Source organism: Hydrogenophaga sp. SL48 (genome assembly GCF_021729865.1).
Taxonomy (GTDB): domain Bacteria; phylum Pseudomonadota; class Gammaproteobacteria; order Burkholderiales; family Burkholderiaceae_C; genus Hydrogenophaga.
This window is the reverse complement of the sequence record NZ_CP063400.1, coordinates 2,993,694-3,011,643: the sequence shown is the minus strand read 5'-3', so window position 1 is coordinate 3,011,643 and position 17,950 is coordinate 2,993,694. Positions and strand designations below refer to the sequence as shown.

The 17,950-nt window shown below is 69.3% G+C and carries 20 protein-coding genes; 6 read left to right on the top strand and 14 right to left on the bottom strand.

The window, feature by feature from the left end; translation table 11 throughout:
• Nucleotides 1-80 precede the first annotated feature (80 nt).
• A complete protein-coding gene (locus IM738_RS14265; protein WP_236961507.1) occupies nt 81-827 on the top strand; it encodes an SOS response-associated peptidase in 747 nt (248 codons plus the stop codon).
• A gap of 45 nt (nt 828-872) precedes the next feature.
• Here the strand turns inward: IM738_RS14265 and IM738_RS14260 are convergent, their stop codons facing one another.
• Entirely contained in the window at nt 873-1,361 is a 489-nt protein-coding gene (locus IM738_RS14260) for a DUF1097 domain-containing protein (protein WP_236961506.1), read from the bottom strand.
• Between the two features lie 263 nt (nt 1,362-1,624).
• On the bottom strand, nt 1,625-2,155 hold the full coding sequence (locus IM738_RS14255; RefSeq protein WP_236961505.1) for a DUF4399 domain-containing protein: 531 nt from the start codon (nt 2,153-2,155) through the stop codon (nt 1,625-1,627).
• 251 nt (nt 2,156-2,406) lie between these two features.
• Here IM738_RS14255 and IM738_RS14250 point away from each other — a divergent pair, with 251 nt between their 5' ends.
• The gene (locus tag IM738_RS14250; RefSeq protein WP_236961504.1) at nt 2,407-4,560 is read left to right on the top strand and encodes an Ig-like domain-containing protein; all 2,154 of its coding nucleotides are present in this window, start codon (nt 2,407-2,409) and stop codon (nt 4,558-4,560) included.
• Nucleotides 4,561-4,724: 164 nt separating this feature from the next.
• Here the strand turns inward: IM738_RS14250 and IM738_RS14245 are convergent, their stop codons facing one another.
• Nucleotides 4,725-5,360 (bottom strand): DUF938 domain-containing protein, encoded by a 636-nt coding sequence (locus tag IM738_RS14245; protein ID WP_236961503.1) that lies wholly within the window; start codon nt 5,358-5,360, stop codon nt 4,725-4,727.
• A complete protein-coding gene (locus tag IM738_RS14240) occupies nt 5,360-5,989 on the bottom strand; it encodes an MSMEG_1061 family FMN-dependent PPOX-type flavoprotein (protein ID WP_236961502.1) in 630 nt (209 codons plus the stop codon). The genes IM738_RS14245 and IM738_RS14240 overlap by 1 nt, the downstream gene beginning before the upstream one ends.
• 75 nt (nt 5,990-6,064) lie before the next feature.
• Between IM738_RS14240 and IM738_RS14235 the strand changes: the two genes are divergently transcribed.
• A complete protein-coding gene (locus IM738_RS14235; RefSeq protein WP_236961501.1) occupies nt 6,065-6,877 on the top strand; it encodes a tRNA-uridine aminocarboxypropyltransferase in 813 nt (270 codons plus the stop codon).
• Here the strand turns inward: IM738_RS14235 and IM738_RS14230 are convergent.
• From IM738_RS14230 to IM738_RS14220, 3 genes are all read right to left on the bottom strand, one after another.
• A complete protein-coding gene (locus IM738_RS14230) occupies nt 6,843-7,586 on the bottom strand; it encodes a hypothetical protein (protein WP_236961498.1) in 744 nt (247 codons plus the stop codon). The genes IM738_RS14235 and IM738_RS14230 overlap by 35 nt on opposite strands.
• Nucleotides 7,587-7,693: 107 nt before the next feature.
• Nucleotides 7,694-9,184 carry a protein adenylyltransferase SelO gene (locus IM738_RS14225; RefSeq protein WP_236961496.1) on the bottom strand — a complete coding sequence of 497 codons (1,491 nt, stop codon included), beginning with the start codon at nt 9,182-9,184 and terminating at the stop codon, nt 7,694-7,696.
• A gap of 193 nt (nt 9,185-9,377) precedes the next feature.
• Nucleotides 9,378-9,824: an SRPBCC family protein gene (locus tag IM738_RS14220; protein WP_236961495.1), complete on the bottom strand. Its 447-nt coding sequence runs from the start codon at nt 9,822-9,824 to the stop codon at nt 9,378-9,380.
• A 284-nt stretch (nt 9,825-10,108) separates the two neighbouring features.
• Between IM738_RS14220 and IM738_RS14215 the strand changes: the two genes are divergently transcribed.
• Nucleotides 10,109-10,396, top strand: coding sequence for a hypothetical protein (locus IM738_RS14215; RefSeq protein ID WP_236961494.1), 288 nt, complete (start codon nt 10,109-10,111; stop codon nt 10,394-10,396).
• Nucleotides 10,397-10,426: 30 nt separating this feature from the next.
• Here IM738_RS14215 and IM738_RS14210 read toward each other — a convergent pair whose 3' ends face one another.
• Nucleotides 10,427-10,753, bottom strand: a complete 327-nt coding sequence (locus IM738_RS14210; protein WP_236961493.1) for a DUF2322 family protein — start codon at nt 10,751-10,753, stop codon at nt 10,427-10,429.
• Nucleotides 10,754-10,873: 120 nt separating this feature from the next.
• On the opposite strand from IM738_RS14210, the gene IM738_RS14205 reads away from it, so the two are divergent.
• Nucleotides 10,874-11,806: a M14 family metallopeptidase gene (locus IM738_RS14205; protein WP_236961491.1), complete on the top strand. Its 933-nt coding sequence runs from the start codon at nt 10,874-10,876 to the stop codon at nt 11,804-11,806.
• Between the two features lie 19 nt (nt 11,807-11,825).
• On the opposite strand, the gene IM738_RS14200 is transcribed toward IM738_RS14205, so the two are convergent.
• From IM738_RS14200 to IM738_RS14180, 5 genes are all read right to left on the bottom strand, one after another.
• Complete coding sequence (locus IM738_RS14200; RefSeq protein WP_236961489.1) at nt 11,826-12,638, bottom strand: hypothetical protein; 813 nt, start codon at nt 12,636-12,638, stop codon at nt 11,826-11,828.
• Between the two features lie 92 nt (nt 12,639-12,730).
• Nucleotides 12,731-13,453: a hypothetical protein gene (locus tag IM738_RS14195; RefSeq protein ID WP_236961487.1), complete on the bottom strand. Its 723-nt coding sequence runs from the start codon at nt 13,451-13,453 to the stop codon at nt 12,731-12,733.
• A 4-nt stretch (nt 13,454-13,457) separates the two neighbouring features.
• The gene (locus IM738_RS14190) at nt 13,458-14,402 is read right to left on the bottom strand and encodes a hypothetical protein (RefSeq protein WP_236961485.1); all 945 of its coding nucleotides are present in this window, start codon (nt 14,400-14,402) and stop codon (nt 13,458-13,460) included.
• A gap of 1 nt (nt 14,403) precedes the next feature.
• Complete coding sequence (locus IM738_RS14185; protein ID WP_236961483.1) at nt 14,404-15,252, bottom strand: hypothetical protein; 849 nt, start codon at nt 15,250-15,252, stop codon at nt 14,404-14,406.
• Between the two features lie 222 nt (nt 15,253-15,474).
• The gene (locus IM738_RS14180; protein ID WP_236961481.1) at nt 15,475-16,101 is read right to left on the bottom strand and encodes an EcsC family protein; all 627 of its coding nucleotides are present in this window, start codon (nt 16,099-16,101) and stop codon (nt 15,475-15,477) included.
• Nucleotides 16,102-16,249: 148 nt separating this feature from the next.
• Here IM738_RS14180 and pcp point away from each other — a divergent pair, with 148 nt between their 5' ends.
• The gene (gene pcp, locus IM738_RS14175; protein ID WP_236961479.1) at nt 16,250-16,894 is read left to right on the top strand and encodes a pyroglutamyl-peptidase I; all 645 of its coding nucleotides are present in this window, start codon (nt 16,250-16,252) and stop codon (nt 16,892-16,894) included.
• On the opposite strand, the gene IM738_RS14170 is transcribed toward pcp, so the two are convergent.
• Nucleotides 16,885-17,832 carry a hypothetical protein gene (locus tag IM738_RS14170; protein ID WP_236961478.1) on the bottom strand — a complete coding sequence of 316 codons (948 nt, stop codon included), beginning with the start codon at nt 17,830-17,832 and terminating at the stop codon, nt 16,885-16,887. The genes pcp and IM738_RS14170 overlap by 10 nt on opposite strands.
• Nucleotides 17,833-17,950: the final 118 nt, after the last annotated feature.

Genomic DNA, 17,950 nt, shown 5'->3' with positions numbered 1-17,950 from the left:
GGTGGTGGAGGGTGGTGCGGAGTGTCTGGCGATTCTGGCCCCATCCGGCGCGCGCCGGGGTGTGAACTACCATCGACCGCATGACCGTTCACTTCGAGACCCTCCACCCCGCCACCTTGTACCCCGATGCCTTCGGCGTGGAGGCGCCCGACACGCCCGTGAACCGCGACCTCTGGCCGCGCCAGCTGGGGGTGTTCATCCGAAAGCTGGCGGTCGATGCGCCCGCGACCGAGGTGGCCCCGAGCGCCGTCGAAGGGACGACCGACGAGGGGGTGGCGGAGGTGGCGGCGGAGGGCGTGGTCGCGCCGCCCCCGCTCGCGCTGGAGCGCGTGGTCGGGCAGTTCGGCCTCGTGCCGCGCTGGGTGAAGTCCGCCTCCGACGCCAAGCTGCGTTCGCCCAAGCTCGTCAACGCGCGCAGCGAAACCGTGACCACCTCCAACAACCTGCGCGAGGCCTGGCTGGCCGGGCAGCGCTGCATCGTGCCGATGATGGCGTTTTTTGAGGACGACCTGCGCAGCGGCAAGGCCGTGCCCACGCGTATCGCGCGCGTCGACGGCAAGCCCATGGGCGTGGCGGGTCTGTGGGAGCGCTGGACCGGTGCCGACGGCGCCGAAATCATCAGCTTCACGCTGCTCACCGTGAACGCCAACGCCCATGCGCTGATGCACCGCTACCAGCAGCCGGGCGCCGAGAAGCGCATGCCGGCGATCCTGAACGAGGGCGGCTACAGCGCCTGGCTCAACGCCGGCCATCCCGAGAAGGCGCGCGAGTTTCTGCGTGCCTACCCGGCCAACTGGCTGCACGCGAACCCGGTGCAGAAAAAATAAAGCGCCGTGGCCCCCAGAGGCGGGGCCACGGCGCTGGCGGCCCGATCAGGCCGGTTTCGTCAGCTTGCCGGCCAGCAGCTCAGAGACCCAGCCAAACGCCGCGCCCACCGCGATGGACAGGATGGTCGGCAGGATGGCAGCCGTGGGCGTCATGTCTTTGCCCAGCAAGATCAGGCCCGCCACCGAGGCGAAGCCGTACACGCTGGAGGGAATGGTGGACAAAAAGGGCAGGTGCGCGGCCAGCACGATCACCGCCGCGCCGATGCCCACGGCCACCGGCGCGGCCAGGCCACCGAGTGCGCCCAGTGGCCCGATCAGCATCACCGAGCCCATGCCCACGACCGCGCCAAACGACATGCAGACCACGGTCTTGATCAGGCCGTCGGCCTTGCCCCCGTTGTGGAAAAAACTGGCCCAGGCCACGAAGGCCTGCCACACCTGCATTTGAAACGCGGCCAACGGCCCCAAGAAAAACCAGGTCGCGACCACGGCCAGCAGGCCAATCGAAACGGCCAATGCAAACAACACGCTCATGAATGTCTCCTCGTTGGTGGAATGTCAAACAAACGTCCCACCCCAACGGGGCGGGACGCCACCAACGAGTCAACTTTCGTGCCATCGCGGCCCAGGCTGTCTCAATGTGAGAGAGCCGCTGATTTGATTGAACATTCGCCGTGTTCAGTGCGGCGCCGTGCCGCACTGCACCATGTACCAAAGACGGCGCCGCGCCACACCGGCTGTGCGCGAAAGGAGCAGTCTGGGTGGAACAAAGGGTGCCCGCCCGCCCCGTTCACACCTCACTTCACCGTGATCGTGATGCGCTCGCTCGCCACGATGGGGTGGTGCGGAATGTGGTTCTGGTCGCCCAGCACCAGTTGCAGCGTGTGCTGGCCGGGCTTGAGGTCCAGCGACACCTCGGTCTGACCGGCGCCGAAATGCCGGACGTTGTCGTTGGCGGGCAGCGGGGCGTTGGCGTCCCATTCGTTCACGTTCACCAGCAGGTGGTGGTGGCCCGTGCCCGCCTTCTCGATGCCGGCGGGCGCCACGCCCATGCCGCTCAGGCCGAACACCACCTTCACCGGGCTGCTCACCGTGGCGCCGTTGCCCAGGTTGACGAAATACAGCTTCGCCGTGGCGGGCGCCTCGACCTTCTTGTAGCCCCCGGCCAGGGTGGGCGTGCTGGGCGTGACCTTCGCCGGCGCGGTGGCTGCCGCGTTGGGGTTCATCGCGCCGTGTCGCATGCCGGCGTGGTCGTGGTGCATGCGGTGGCCGCAACCCACGAGGGCGACAACGGCGGCGGTGGCGAGGGTGAGGCGGATGCATGACATGGGGCTCTCCTGAGGGGTTTGTCGGGACCGACAGCATAGGCTTTCACGGCCGCCACGCAACCCGTGGACCATGGGGAATACCCCGGCTGATGGGTGTTCGATGGCGTCACCCAGGCGACTCCCGCCCCTTGGTTTTTCTCAGGGTAAACGCGATGAGCACTGGCAACCGGTGGTCGACCGGCGTACAACGGCGTGCGGAATTTCACACAAAAGACCTCCCGGCCCGGGCGGTTGACCTCAGGAGACTGTTCATGACGCCTTTCTTTGCCCGCCGGCTCACGGTGGTCCTGTCGGCCGTGCTCGCGCCCGTGATGGCGCTCGCCGACGGCGTGTCGGTGCGTGACGACGACAGCGCCAGCCTGTTCCCGAGCAACCGCCACACGGTGGTGGACTTCTCCAACGCGACCTTCCGCCGCGTCAAGCTGCCCAGGCCCGACTGCGCGGTGCGCGTGAGCGACTGCCAGGACATCGACGTGATCAACACGCTCGACGGGTTCTCCACCCAGCCGCGCATCACGGTGCCGTTCACCGGCGACATCGACCTGGCCACGGTCAACAGCAACACCGTCTTTCTCTACAACCTGGGCGACACGCAGAGCCTGCGCGGTTTCGGCGACAAGGTGGGCATCAACCAGGTGCTCTGGGACCCGGCGAGCAAGACGCTGGTGTTCGAGCCCGACGAACTGCTCGCCGAGCGCTCGCGCTATGTGCTGGTCGTGACCAACGGCGTGCGCGACGCCAGCGGCAAGCGCATCAAGCAGAGCGATGCCATGGACGACCGCGGTGGTGGCTTCCGGTCGTTCGGGCGGCAGGGCGGTGACCACCACCGGGAAGCGCGCGACGCGGCCCGTGCGGTGCGCGTCGGGCGGGGCCTGTCGGTGGTCGCCGCGTCGCTGTTCACCACGCAAAGCGCCACCAGCGATCTCGTGAAGATCATGCGGCAGATCAAGGCCAGCACCCCCGCGCCGGCCAACTTCATGATCGGTTCGAACAGCGCGGGTGCCGTGCGCGCGGTGTTCCCGGTGGCGGGCATCTCGGGCATGTTGTTCAACCGCCAGACCAGCGCGGCTGCCGGCGGTCTGACGCCGCAGGCGATTCCGCTCGGGGCGCTGCAGGTGGTGCCGGGCGCGGTGGGCCAGATCGCCTATGGGCAGTACAGCTCGCCCAACTACCAGACCGCCGGGCAATACATCCCTGCCACGCCCACGCTGAGCGGGCGCCCGGTGCAGCAAGGCACGCAGAACCTCGTGTTCCAGCTCTTCGTGCCCGCCGGTGACAAACCCGCCGGCGGCTGGCCGGTGGCGATCTTCGGCCACGGCTTCACCGACAGCATGTACGGTGCCCCGTGGACGGTGGCCTCGGTGTTTGCGTCGCGGGGCATCGCCACGCTGTCCATCAACGTGGTGGGCCACGCGGGTGGTGCGGGCGGCGCGCTCGCGGTCACCCAGGGCACGGGCCAGCCGGTGAGCGTGCCCGCGGGCGGGCGCGGCATCGATCAGGATGGCAACGGCCTCATCGACTCCACCGAAGGTGTGAATGCCGCCGAGCCTCGCACCATCATCAGCAGCCGCGACGGCCTGCGCCAGACCGTGATCGACCTGATGCAGCTGGTGCGCCAGGTCGAGGTCGGCATGGATGTGGACGGCGACGGCAGCGCCGACCTCAACGCCCAGCGCATCTACTACGCCGGCCAGTCGTTCGGTGGCATCTACGGCACCATGCTGCTGGGCGTGGAGCCCAACCTCAAGGCCGGCGTGCCCAACGTGCCCGGCGGCTCGATCACCGAGGTGGCGCGCCTCGGCGGCTTCCGTTTCCTCACCGCGTTGGCGCTCGCGACGCGCCAGCCGCAACTGCTCAACCTGCCGCCCACGCCCGGCCTGCCCGTGCCGTTCAACCTGAACTTCAACGAAAACATGCCGCTGCGCAACCTGCCGGCGGTGGTGAACAACGTGCCGGGGGCGATGGACATCGCGCAGGTGCTCGACCGTTTCGAGTGGGTGCAGCAGTCGGGCAACCCGGTGTCGTACGCCTCGCTGATCCGCCAGCAACCGCTGTCGGGCAGCGCGGCCAAGCCGGTGATCGTGCAGGTGGCCAAGGGTGACCAGACCGTGCCCAACCCGACCAGCACGGCCATCGTGCGCGCCGGTGGCCTGGAGGCACACACCACCTATTTCCGCAACGACCTGGCCTACGCCGCCAACCCGGCCGTGGGCAAGAACCCGCACACCTTCCTCACCGGGCTCAGCAGCCCGGCGGGCCCGGTCAATGCGGTGCTGGGGCAGACGCAGATCGCGGTGTTTTTCCAGAGCAACGGCGCGACCGTGATCGACCCCGACGGCCCGGGTGCCCTGTACGAGGTGCCGATCACCCCGCCGCTGCCTGAGGGGCTGAACTTTATTCCTTGAATCCCCCCGCAGCGCTTCGCGCTACCCCCCAGGGGGCGGCACTGGCCGTCTGGCAAAGCCAGCCCGGCGGTGCCCTGGGCTTTGGGCTGCTTCACTCCTCAAGGTGGCGCTCCGGCGCCGTCATCAATGGGTACGGATGCGTTTGTGCGCTTTTCGCCTTTCGCTCACGCGCGAACCCAGACCAGCAGCAGGTTGTTTGCCGGCATGACGTGGCGGGCTTGCAGGCGCAAGCCGGCGGCTTGGGCTTCGGCTTCGACATCGGTGAGCCGCCGGATGCCCCAGTCGGCGTTCTCGGCGCGCAGGCTGGCGTCGAACCGGCGGTTGCCTTCGGCGGTGGGCACGCCGTCTTCGAGGTACGGGCCGTAGGTCACGAGGCGGCCGTGTGCCGCGAGGTGGCGCGCCGCGCCGCGCATCAGCCCGCCGCAACAGGCCCAGGGCGCGATGTGCAGCATGTTGGCGCAGCAGATCAGGTCGAAGGGCGGCGTGCCGTCGGGCAGCCACGTCGCGTCCCTCACATCGATCCGCACCGGCGCCTGCACGTTGGGCAGCCCGGCCGCCGCGACACGGGCGGTGATGGCGGGGAACAGGTCGTCGGTCAGGTCACTGGGTTGCCAATGCCAGCCCGGCAGGTGTTGCGCGAACCAGGTCACGTGCTGCCCGGTGCCCGAGGCCATTTCGAGCGCTCGGCCCGCCTCGGCGAGCAGGGGCCTGAGCGTGTCGAGGATGGGCTGGCGGTTGCGTTCGGCGGCGGGGCTGAAGGGCAGGTCGTCGAACAGCGGTGGCGCGGGAGGGATGCGCATCACAGCGTCTGCTGGTAACGCGCCAGCATCTCCTGCTGCGTCTCGGCCACCACCTCGTCGCCCCGGAACTCGCGGATCTGGTCGCGCATCATCTCGCCCATGCTTGGCAGCGTGGCGCGCTGAACGTGGTGCGCCGGGTTCCAGAGCGACGAGCGCATGAGCGCCTTGGCGCAGTGCAGGTAACAGGCCTGCACCGTCACGCGGATCACCAGTTTGGGCATGCGCTGCGGCTCGGCGGCGAGCACCCGGTCGGTTTCCAGCGTCGAGATCAGTGCCCGGCCGTTGACGCGCAGGGTCTCGTCCATGCCCGGCAGCATGAACAGCAGGCCCAACGGCGCGCCCTGCTCGCCGTGGCTCACGATGTTCTCCAGCGTGTCCAGGCGGTTGTTGCCGGGGGCGTCGGGGATGAGCAGGGTGTGCGCGTCCAGCGCCTTCACGAAACCCGGCGCCCCGCCGCGCGGCGAGGCGTCCATCGAGCCGCCAAGGGCGCCGCTGGCGATCACCACGAAAGGCGACAGCGCGATCAGGCGCGTGGCGTGCGCGTCGAGCTGCGGCATCTCTTTTTTGGCCGAGCGTTCGCGGACCGGGTCGTGTAGCGCGCGCAGCGCGTCGAGGGAGGTGATGTTCATGGCGATGGGGGTGCAATAGGGTGGGTCTGGCGAGAGTGTGCCGCCAAAGGCCGGCGCAGCGCATACATTCCCCGCATGACCCTCCCGTCTTTCAATCCGCCGCAGCCCCACACCGACCACGCGGTGTCCCGCCTGCGCAGCTCGCGACTGGCCGCGAGCAGCAAGCCCTATGTGGCGCGCGGCTCGGGCCTGGTGCGTTGCCCCGGCTGCCGCCTGATCGTGAGCCACTGCATCTGCGCCCTGCGTCCGGTGGTGCCCACGCGCGCGGGCGTGTGCCTGCTCATGGGCGACATCGAGGCGCTCAAACCCAGCAACACCGGCTGGCTGATCGCCGACGTCGTGGCCGACACCTGGGCCTTTGGCTGGGCGCGCACCGCCGTCGCCCCCGAGCTGCTGACCCTGCTGGCCGACCCGCAGTGGCAACCGTATGTGGTGTTTCCCGCAGAGTACGCGGAGGCGCAGCAGCGCGTGGTGACCGAAGTGCCCGCCGCCGTTCAGGGCCCTGATGGCAGCGTGGGCAAACGGCCGCTCTTCGTCTTGCTCGACGGCACCTGGTCCGAGGCGCGCAAGATGTTCCGCAAGAGCCCGTACCTCGACCGCCTGCCGGTGCTCAGCCTGCACCCGGAGCAGGTGTCCAGCTACCGGCTGCGCCGCTCGACCCAGGAGCACCATTTCTGCACCGCCGAAGTGGCCGCGCTGTGCCTCGCGCTCGCGGGCGAGACGCGGGCCGCCGAATCGCTGGTGGCGTGGTTCGACGTGTTCAGCGAGCGCTACCTCTGCATCCGCGAGCAACTGCCGCTGAACCTCGGGAGCGAGGTGCACCAGCGGCTGGCGCAGCTGGCGGCGGCGCCCCTCAGTCCGGCGCCAGCAGACGCAGCCGCGCCGTGAACTGCCCGTAACAATTGTTGGTGGCCCCGGCGGCGACGCCGATGTCGTCCGCCTCGATGGTCACGCGCAGGAAGACCCGGTTGCCTTCGATCACGCCGGCCCTGAACTCGTCGGTCACGTTGATCACCGGGTTGGTGGTGAAGGGCACCCAGAAGCGGTCGTTGCCGTCGTCCGCCAGCTCGCTGGTGGTGATCCAGGGGCGCCCATAGCTCTCTGGCCCGGGAACCCAGCCACTGCGGGGAAAGCCCTTGATCTTGAAGCGGCAGGTGCTGCGCGTCGCACCCGACCAGGTGCCCGTCACGCCGGTGGACAGTGGCCGCGCTTCGGTCACTTGAACCGGTGCTGCCGGGCGAAAGCTCAGGATTTCAAGGAGCGCCGTGGTCGCGTTGACCGGCATGCCGGCGTCCAGCGTGCCGATGAACATCATCACGCCCTGCACGTTGGCCGACTGCTGCCGGTTGCAGGGAAAGGGTTGTGCGCCGGGGAAGTAAACCGTTCGAAAACCCGCGAGGACGCTGGCGCTGGAATACGGTGTTCGATCGGTGATCGCCAGCAGTGGCGTGGTATCGAGACCGCAGAGCGGCCCGCTCTGCTGCTTGGCCAGCCGCTCCATGGAGGTGTGGTGGGGTGAAACAATTTCTTGCTCGCGGCAGCCGGCCAGCGCATACGCCAAGCCCAGCAAGATCATCCAGCGGCAGTGGGTTCTCATGGCAACTCCTTCGTGCGTGGGTGGCGCAAAAAAGGCCACCCCGGGTGCGAAGTTTGAGCCGCTGATTGAGTTTCGGCATCCACCGTGGGGTGGAGGTGGGCGGCCCTTCAGGTGCCGCAGAAGGTGCGGTAGCCGGCGCTCTGTTCGGCGCTGGCGGGCTGGGCAAACAGGGCGCCGTTCGCCCGCTCGTCATACGGCCGCGTGATCACGCCGAGCAGCGCTTCGAACGGCGCCAGGTTGTCCGATTCCGTGGCGGCGTCCAGCGCGTGCTCGACCAGGTGGTTGCGCGGGATGTAGATCGGGTTGACCGCGTCCATGCGCTGCGCCACCTCGGCCGCTGGCTCGGAGCCCAGGCGGGCCTGCCAGCGCGTGAGCCAGCCCGCCAGACCGTCGGCCTCCGAACCGAACAGGGCCTGCAGCACTTCGGGCTGGCCGCGCAAGACGCTGGACAGGCGCCGGAAGCCGAGCGTGAAGTCCACCGCGTGGCGCTGCATCAGCGCGAGAAAGTCGTTGGCGAGGTCGCGGTCGGCTTCGTCGTCACCCGTCGCCGGCAATCCGAGCTTGCCCCGCATGCCCGCGAGCCAGTGGTGCGAGAAGCGGTCGGGGAAGGCCTGGAGCACCGCCATCGCGCGCTCGGCGGCCCGGTCTTCGTCGGTGTCGATCAGCGGCAGCAGCGCCTCGGCCAGCCGGGTCAGGTTCCACTGCGCGATGCTGGGCTGCTTGCCGTAGGCGTAGCGGCCGCGGGTGTCGATGGAGCTGAACACCGTGTCGGGGTCGAAGGCCTCCATGAAGGCGCAGGGGCCGTAGTCGATGGTCTCGCCCGAGACCGTCATGTTGTCGGTGTTCATCACGCCGTGGATGAAGCCCACGCCCATCCAGCGCGCGAGCAACACGGCCTGCCGCTCGCACACCGCGCGCAGCAGCGCCAGGTAGCGGTCTTCAAGGTTGGTGAGCGACGGGTCGTGCCTTGCGATCACGTGGTCGGCGAGGCGCGTCAGCCGCTCGGTGTCTTGCCGCGCGGCGAAAAACTGGAAGGTGCCCACGCGGATGTGGCTGGCCGCCACGCGCGTGAGCAGGGCGCCGGGCAGCGGGCGCTCGCGGTACACCGCTTCGCCCGTGGCCACCGCCGCCAGCGTGCGCGTGGTCGGGATGCCCAGTGCGTGCATGGCCTCGCTGATCAGGTACTCGCGCAGCACCGGCCCCACGGCCGCCTTGCCGTCGCCGCCGCGCGAAAACGGCGTGCGCCCCGAGCCCTTGAAGGCGATGTCACGCCGCTGGCCCAGCGTGTCGATCACCTCGCCCAGCAGCAGCGCGCGGCCGTCGCCGAGTTGCGGGGAGAAGCCGCCAAACTGGTGGCCGGCGTAGGCCTGGGCGATGGGCTGCGCGCCCTCGGGCACCACATTGCCCGAGAGCACGGCCACCCCGGCCTTGGAGGCCAGCGCGTCGGGGTCCAGCCCCAGCTCTTCGGCCAGCGCGCGGTTCAGGCGCAGCAGGCGCGGCGCCGGCACCTGGGCCGGCCGCCACGCCACGGCCATGCCTTCCATGGTTCGCGCATAGCTGTTGTCGAAATGGAATACCGGTGGGGTGCTGACGCTCACGCTCTCTCCAGGTGGGGAATCGATTCAGGCCCCCATTGTCCCGGGATCGGGCGGGCTTGTCGGGACAAGGCCTTTGCACCCGACACCGCTGTCTGGCGCCGCGCCACCCAGGGCACCGCCGGGCCGGCTTCGCCGGACGGCCAGTGCCGCCCCCTTGAGGGGGGCGCGCGCAGCGCGGCGGGGGTGTGTCACCTCACCCCGTCACTTCGGCCTCCACCAGCTGCGCCAGCAGCTGCATCGTCTGCTGCCAGCCGAGGTAACAGGCCTCGACGGGGATCATGGCCGGAATGCCTTGCTGCACCGCCGTGAACTCGGTGCCGCAGGAGACGGCCTTGAGCGTGATGGTGGTGATCATCTGGCCGGGCAGGTTGGGGTCGTCGAAGACGTCGGTGTTGACGATGCGCTCGTTGGGCACCAGCTCCAGGTACTTGCCGCCGAACGCGTGGGTCTGGCCGTTGGCGAGGTTGGTGAACTGCATGCGGTAGATGCCGCCCACGCGAGCGTCCATCTCCAGCACCCGGCCGGTGAAGCCGTGCGGCGGCAGGAACTTGGCCATCGCGTCCGGGTCGAGGAAGGCGCGGTAGATGCGCTCGGGCGGTGCCGTGAGAACGCGGTGCAGGGTGACGGTGCCGGTGGTCATGGGTGGGGTCCTTTCGGGGAGGTGGAGACAGGAGTGTCGGCGAAGCGGTGCATGAAGAGAGGCTTCACTGGCACGACGTTTGACCCGTGCAGAAATCGACACGGAAGGCGCAGCAGGTGCCCTCCTGGCCGTCACCGTGTCTCCCGCGGCGCCGCGAGCGCCGCCCCCCGGGTCCACCACCTTGGCAGCGCGGGCCGCCGTGCCTATCATTGTTTCACGGACCGGCCGCCACGCGCGCGCCGACGGGCCGTCGGTGCAGGGGGTTCACGCTTGGAGCAGACGACATGAACGACGTTGACCAGCTACCTTCGATCAAGCAGGGCCAGTGGTTCTACGGGGGCCTCACCACCTGCCCCGTGCGCATCGTGCGCCACCACACCCTCTATGGCTCCGGCGACACCGACGACCCGCCCGAGCTGTTCAGCGACCGCGAGGTGGAGTGTTACTACATCCGCTACCACGTGCCCGCCGCCGCCCAGCCCTGGCTGGACGGGGGCGCGGCCCTCTCGCTGCGCGAGGCCGTGTTCCTCGCCGAGCGCAAGCTCGGGCCGGTCGTCACCTGGGTGGACTGACGCGATGGCTCGTGGTGCCCGGCCGGGATGTCAGTCGCCGGTGGCTTCGACCAGCCGGACCCGGTAGCTGGCCAGGCCCTGCGCCCAGGCCACCAGGCGGTCGATGTTGGGGTGCTTGCCCGGGTGCGCGTGCGCGTCGGCGGTGTGCTCCGCGTACCACTGCAGCCCCAGCGCTGCCGCCTCGGGCGTGATCTGGCCGCCGTGTTGCGCAGCCAGTGCGGCGTACACCGCGAGCGAGCCGGTCTGGCCCGGCCTGTTTTCAATGGTGGCGATCACCTGGCCGCGCGCGTCGAGCAGCTGCAGGGCGGCGAGATGGGTGGTGGCGGGGAGCTGTTTCAGGCGGTCGGCGAAGTTCATGGTGGTACGGTGTGGGTCGGAGCGGCCGGATCATGGCATGGCGGGCAGACCCTCTGCCCCTTGGCCCCTGATCCCGCGGGTTCTCCGGCCCCTGCCCATCTGCCATCCGATCACCCACCCATGAAGCGTTCCATGACCACGCCCACCACCTACCCCATCGGCACCCCCGGCCAGGCCTGGGGCCCCGCAGAAGTCGCCGCCTGGCGCGCGCAACTGGTGCGCCAGCGCAGCTACGCCGACGACGTGCTGACCGTGTTCGAGCGGCTGCGCGCGCGCTTCGAGGTGTTGCCCTACGGCGAGGTCGTGCACGGGAGTGATGTGCACCCGCTCTTCGCCCTGCAGAGCCTCGAATGGCAACCCGGCCTGCCGGGCGTGCTCGTGACGGGCGGTGTGCACGGCTACGAAACCAGCGGCGTGCATGGCGCGTTGCGCTTCCTCGACCAGCACGCCGAGGCCTACGCCGGGCGCGTGAACCTGTTGGTGGCGCCGTGTGTGAGCCCTTGGGCCTACGAGCGCATCCACCGCTGGAACTTCGACGCGATCGACCCGAACCGCTCGTTCAAACCCGGCAGCCAGGTGCCGGAGTCCGCCGCGTTGATGCGGCTGGTGCAGCCCCTGCTGGGCCAGTTCGCGGCGCACATCGACCTGCACGAAACCACCGACACCGACGCGTCGGAGTTCAGCCCGGCCAAGGCGGCGCGCGACGGGATGTCCTACACGCCCGTGCACATCCCGGACGGTTTCTACCTCGTGGACGACACCGAGAACCCGCAGCCCGCGTTCCAGCAGGCCATCATCGCCGCGGTGGAGCGCGTCACGCACATCGCGCCGCCCGACGCCCAGGGCGGCCTCATCGGCACGCCCCTGTTCGAACGCGGCGTGATCCGCTACCCGCTGAAGTCGCTCGGCCTGTGCGCCAGCCTCACGGGCGCGCGCTACACCACGACCACCGAGGTCTACCCCGACAGCCCGCGCTCCACGCCCGAGCAGTGCAACGCTGCACAGACCGCGGCGGTGTGCGCGGCCATCGACTTCGTGCTCGCGCAGAGCTGAGCGCGCACCAGCCGCCCGCTCAGCCGCAGACGAACACGCTCAGGTACAGCGGCGTGTTCGTGCGCACCTGGCGCAGCGGAACCGGTGGGGCCGGCTCGGCCGAGAGCGCCTGCTGCAGCTGCTTGGCCACGGCCGCCTCGCTTGCGTCTTCAAAGCGGATTTCGGTCTGGATCACGCCGTAGCCCGGGCTCGCGTTGATCGACGGCGCGAGCTCACGCACCTTCACCGCCTTCACCTTGCCCTCCATCTGGCGGGCAAAACCCTCGGCTTTGGCTTTGAAGGGGCTCGCGGCATCGCCGCTGCAATAAAACATGTCCAGCCGGTAGGCCGACAGGTTCTCGAGGTTGCCCTCGGCTTCCTTGCTCCACAGCACCGCCTTCTCACGCAGTTCCTCGTGGTACAGGCGGAACGCTTCTTCCTGGCTCAGCGCCTGGTTCATCGCGTCGCGCTGCTGCTCGGGCGCGCGCATGGCGAGCGAGCGCAGCAGCCCGATGCGCAGCTCCACCTCGGCCGGGTCCATGGTGGAGAGCAGGCTCTCCACCAGCGTGCGGGTGGCGGCGACGTGTTCGGCGTTGCCCTCGCGCAGCGAGAGCGTGACCTTGTCGAACAGCTGGAACCGCAGCTGCTCCCGGGACGCGCGCTCTTCGCGCTCGTCCTTGCTGGCTGCCACCTCGGCCTGGAAGCTTTCGAGCGACTGGCGCTGCTGCTGCGAGCTGTAGTTCAACCAGAGCCCCATGACCGCGAGCACCATCGTCAGAAGCAGGTTGAGCTTGGGCAACCACTGCATGTCGATGGCACTTCCCCTGGCTGAATGAACTTCTTTCTCGCTCATGGGACCTCCTGAGGTGGGTTGAAGGTGCGACGTTACCGCCAAAGCGGCCGCGGCGGTGGGGCGCACTGCCGTGGCCGCTTCCCGCGCACCGGCTACCGGTTCGCGGCGGTCGTGTGCGTGGGCGGCTTCTGCCAGCGGATCACCGGCTGCCGCGCGTCGGGCGTGTCGCTCTTGCGGGGCGCCTGCTTCTGAATCACGATGCGCGACGCGCCCGTGATGCGGAACACCAGGCCCTGGGTGGCCGCCAGCTCGATGCGGTCGGTGCCGAAGCCCTTCTCCTGCACGTCCACGTAGCGCGTCTCCAGCTGCTTGATGCGCTTCGCGATCTCGTCGTTGAAAACGACCTCGATCTCGCCCGCCGCCGCCCCGATGGTGTTCTGCAGCGTGTAGCGCGTGGGCTCCAGCAGCGCGACCGCAAACAGGTCGCCGTCGTCCAGTCGCCTGCTGTCGAACACGGGCTTGCCGTCGGCGTTGTGCACGACCACCGAGTAACCCTGGCCCGACGACGCGTGGAACAGCACATGGCCCTGGGGCGACACCGTGCCCATGCTCGGCGCCGCGCCCTTGCAGCCGCAGGCCTCGGGCTGCTGCCGCCCCGGGCGGGCCGCCAGCGCCAGATCGATGTCGTGCTGCATGTCCGTCGAGGTGGCGTCCACGTCGAACCCGACCTCGGCGACCGGCCGCCCGTGCGACATCACCACCACCCGGTGACGGCCAACGGTGCCGAACTGGTGGATCACCATCGCCAGCACGCCCAGCGCACCGCTGTCATGTGTCGATGTGTGGAAGAGTTGTTGGTTCAGTCTGGCTTGCATGTCATCACCCCACGTTTCCTTCAAGGACCATTTCGACGTCGTTGTTGAACACCTTCAGGTCGCGAATCGGGACCTTCACGGGGATCAGCATCGTTGGATTGCCCGGGTTCGGGTTGGCCGCCGCCTCCAGCATGGGGAAGGGGTCTTCGATCTGGTGCAGCGGCGACTGGTTGGCGAGGTAGTCGGCCACCATCTGCAGGGCAAAGTCGAGCAGGCCGAAGCTCACGTTGAGCAGGTCGGAGATCCACTCCTGGATGTCGTCGGCGATGTCGAGGATGGCCCGGATCAGGTCGATGACGGGGCCGAGGATCGCCCGGACGATGGCCCTTGCCCAGCCGGGCAGGAAGCCCAGCAGGTTGTCGATGGCGGCGTCCACCGCGTTCTCCAGCAGGTCGCCCACGATGTCGGCGATGTCGAAGACGTCCACGTCGAGGAACTGCGGGTCCACGAACAGCTGCCAGTGGTTCGCCAGCGAGGGGCTGGCGTCCTGCGCGTCCCAGTCGTTCATGCCGGCGGGCCGCGCCGGGTTCGTGGCGTACCTGGTGAGCAGCGAGCCGGTGACCGAGATCTCGGAGGTGATCAGCCCGCCCAGGGGCAGCGTGAAGCTGATGTCCGGGTCGGCGCTGAACGCGCACAGCCGGGGCGCACGCACCAGGCAACCACCGAAGGGGTTGGGGATGATGCAGAAACCACCGACGCAGACCTCGGGGATGTTGAGGCCCAGCGAGAGGTCCAGCTGGTCCCACTTGATGTCCAGCTCCTTGACCTGGACCGTGTTGTCGGCCCGCAGGTCGATGCTGCCGCCTTCGAGGTGGGCGTCCACCGCGTAGGACGCGCTGAACGGGCCGAAGTCGGCGCTGTCGGCGTGCGTCAGCCGGAAGTTGTCGCGCAGCGTGTCGAACAGGGCTTTGAATGTGGCCTCCGAGGCCGCGATGGTCAGGTGTGCCATGTCAGTTCACCTCCGAGTGGATGAAGACCTTCAGCTGATCGTCTTCGATGGCCGGGTTGTTCGGCACGCTGGCCGAGACCGGCACCGCCGACAGCGTCACGTTGGTGGGTTGCGGGAACAGGTCGGTGGCGCCCTGGGTGAGGTTGAGCGGCGCATGCTCCAGGAGGATGCGCAGGCCCGGCAGCACCACCAGCCGCATCAGCAGACCGAGGTAACACTCCAGGCTGTTCTCCAGGCCCTTGGGCTCAATGTCCACGATCTCGAAGCCGTCCATGAACGGTTCGAGGTAGGGCTTGCCGTGGTGGGTGGCGATGCGCACGCCGCCGTGCACGTAGGCCTCCAGGCAGAAGCAGTGGAGCTGCCGCGTGGGCAGCGCGACGATGGGGGTGTCGCGCGGCGGGTCCTTGCCCTCGGTGGGCCGGCCCGGCACCTTGGGCGGTGGAACCAGCCGGTCGAGCAGCTCTTTGTCCGGGCAGCCGATGCCGCCGCAGAGCCCCACCTTGATCGCCAGCCGCTGGGCCTGCAGGGGCGGGTTGAGCTCCGGCGGCAGAGCAATGTCTTTGCCCGGATGGAAGTCGATCTGCAGGTCGACCAGCTGCACCGCGAAGTTGACGCCGAAGTTCGTGCCCGGGATGGGCAGCGGGTCGGCGATGGTGACCTTCGGGTTGTTGCGCAAGGCCACGATCGGGTGCGCGTCGATCTCCTTGCACAGGAGTCGAGGGTGGTTGGCCACGTCGGCCGTGGCGTGGTTGAAGAGCGAAGGTCTTTGTCGCCGGACATGACCGAGGATGCGGTTGAAGCCCTCTTCATGGAAAGACGCGAAGATGTCGCAGTTGTCTGTGAAAGCCATCTGATCACCCCTGGAGAACGGGCGGGGGAAGGCAACCGGAGCGATGGCTGCGGCCACTTCCCTGACCCTCGCGCCGAACCCCGGCGCGGGACGGGTCACGGCCAGTCGTGGCCCGGGTGTCAGGTGTAGGTCAATGCCCGGTCGGGCGGTATCCCTTGCGAGGGGGACGGCGTCCCTCGCATGGGAGAGGGGGGTGAAACCAGGTGTGTCCGGGCCGGGTGTTCAACGCACCTCGACCGCTTCCACCTCGATCACGCCCTCAAACAGGTCGATGGCCGTGGCCGCCACCTGCGCCGTGTCGACGTAGGCGTACGCCCCCACGCCCACCGCGCCCGCGATCGGCACCCAGCGCGCGACGCCCCTGCCCAGGGCCCGCTGCGCCAGCGTCGCGCCGATGCGCCGCGTGATCGCGCGGATCAGCAGCGGCGAGGCACGCCGCACCAGCGTGCGCTGGCCCACCCGCACCACCAGGTCGCGCACGCCGTGCGCCGCCGTGTGCTGGAACAGGCAATACACCACCCGCTCCGGTGTCAGCGTCGGCTGTTGGCCATACAGCGCGGCGATGTCGGCCACCAGCTGTTTCTGGATCTTCCAGACCCCCACCATCTCGGGCAGGATGGTCAGCCAGCCCAGCGGCCCCGGCGGCAGCGCCATCGCCCCGGCCGCCAGCGCCGCCTTCGCCGCCGCCGCGTTGGCCTTCTTGCGCGCGTCGTCGGCCGGCGCCTTGCTCTTGTGCTCCTTCGAGATGGGCACCCGGCCCATCAGCGACAGGATCGCCTGGCCGATCAGGTGCGAGCCCGAGGCGTCGGGGGTCTCGGCTTCGATGGCGGGTTTCTTGCGTGTGGCCATGACAACTCCTTGGGGTGAGGTGATGCGCTCACTGGACGGCCCCCCGTGCGCCGCACTGCGGGACTGAGCGCCTTCGCAACGGCCGGGCGGCACCCATTGCGCTCCAGCCTGTGCAGCATATCCTTGCAGGCCCGACACAGGCCATCGCATGCACTCCCACACACGCTCATCTCGTTCCCGCGTGCTGCTCACGGGTTTTGACGCCTTCGGCGGCGCCACCCTCAACCCCAGCGGGCTCGCCGTGCAGGCGCTGCATGGCCGGCAGGTGCGGGGCCACACCGTGGTGGCGGCGCAGCTGCCCACGGTGTTTGGCGCTTCGATGCAGGTGCTGGACGCCTTGCTGGCGAAACACCAGCCCGCGCTGGTGATCTGCGTGGGGCAGGCCGGTGGCCGCAGCGCGATCTCACTGGAGCGCGTGGCCATCAACGTGGACGACGCGCCCATCCCGGACAACGCCGGGGCCCGGCCCGTCGACATGCCCGTGGTGCCCGGCGCACCCGCCGCCTATTTCAGCAGCCTGCCCATCAAGGCCATGCTGGCCGCGTTGCAGCGCGAAGGCCTGCCCGTCGAGGTGTCCCCCAGCGCCGGCAGCTTCGTCTGCAACCACGTGTTCTACGGCCTCATGCACGCCCTCGCCACCCGGCCCGATCTGCGGCTCACGCGCGGCGGCTTCGTGCACGTGCCCTGGCTGCCCGAGCAGGGCACGCCCGGCCTGCCGCTGGCCGACGTGGTGCGTGGCCTGCACGTGGCCTTGCGCTGCGCACTGGCCGGGCCCGGCCCCGCTCAGAAGTAGAGTGCCACCACCTCGTTCACCGCGTCGTCCATCAGCACCGGCAGGGCCAGCACCGACCGGGCACCGATCGCCTGCAGGGCGGTCGCATCGGCCGGCGTGCCCGGTGTGGGCAACACCGTGCTGGCCTGTGCCACACCGGTGCACCAGGCGGTGCCGATGGCTCCCAGTGCCTCAAGCTTGTGCACGGTGCCGGCCGGCAGTTCGCCGGCGGATTCGCAGAAGCCCGAGCTGCGCACCAGGCCGTCGGGCTGCCCGGGCGGCTGAGCCCAGACCTCCACCCGCAGGGCAATCGGCGTGCTGGGCGCCGACAGCAGCGCCAGCACCCAGGACGACGTGCCACGCACGCTGCAGGGCACGGCCAGCGCCCGGTCGATGCCCAGGGCGAGCGCCGCCTCCTTGCGCAGGAACCGCCTGGAGCGGGCAATGTCGGCGATGCAGACGGTCTCGCCCTTCTGCCAGGCCAGGCCGGGTGCACCGGCGCCGCGGGGCAGCCAGCCTTCGCGCGTCAGCGCCTCCAGTTCGGCGGCGTGGCCGCTGGCGCCAAAGTAGCCGTCCACCAGCGCCATGTCGGACGAGATGCGCCCGTCGTTGCGCCACAGTTCGACCGTGCCGACCGACGACGCTGCGCCGCCCATCAGCAGCACCACCACGCACTGCAGCGCCTCGCCGCGGAACACGGGGCAGGCGACGGCGCAGGTCAGGTCCAGCGCCCTGGCGGCCGCCGCCCGCTTGAAATAGCTGCCCGAGAGCTCGCGCATCATCAGCGGGTGGCCCACTTCCCAGGCGCGGCCGGGCAGGCCCTCACCCCGCGCAAAGATCATTTGCCGCGTGATCGCCTCAAAGGCCGCAGCCCCCGGAAACAGCCCACTGGAGAGTTCCAGCGACACCCCGTCTTCGGTGGGTGTCCAGACTTCGGCCAGGCGGATGAAGGTGTTCATGCCCAGCCCCAAGCAAATCGCACGCCAGCACGCCAGCAGGCCAGCCCGAGAGACGCCATGCCCCCGCCCGCCGCAACCGGCCGAAGCCGGCGGCGCCCGGTGTGACACAGGATTGCAA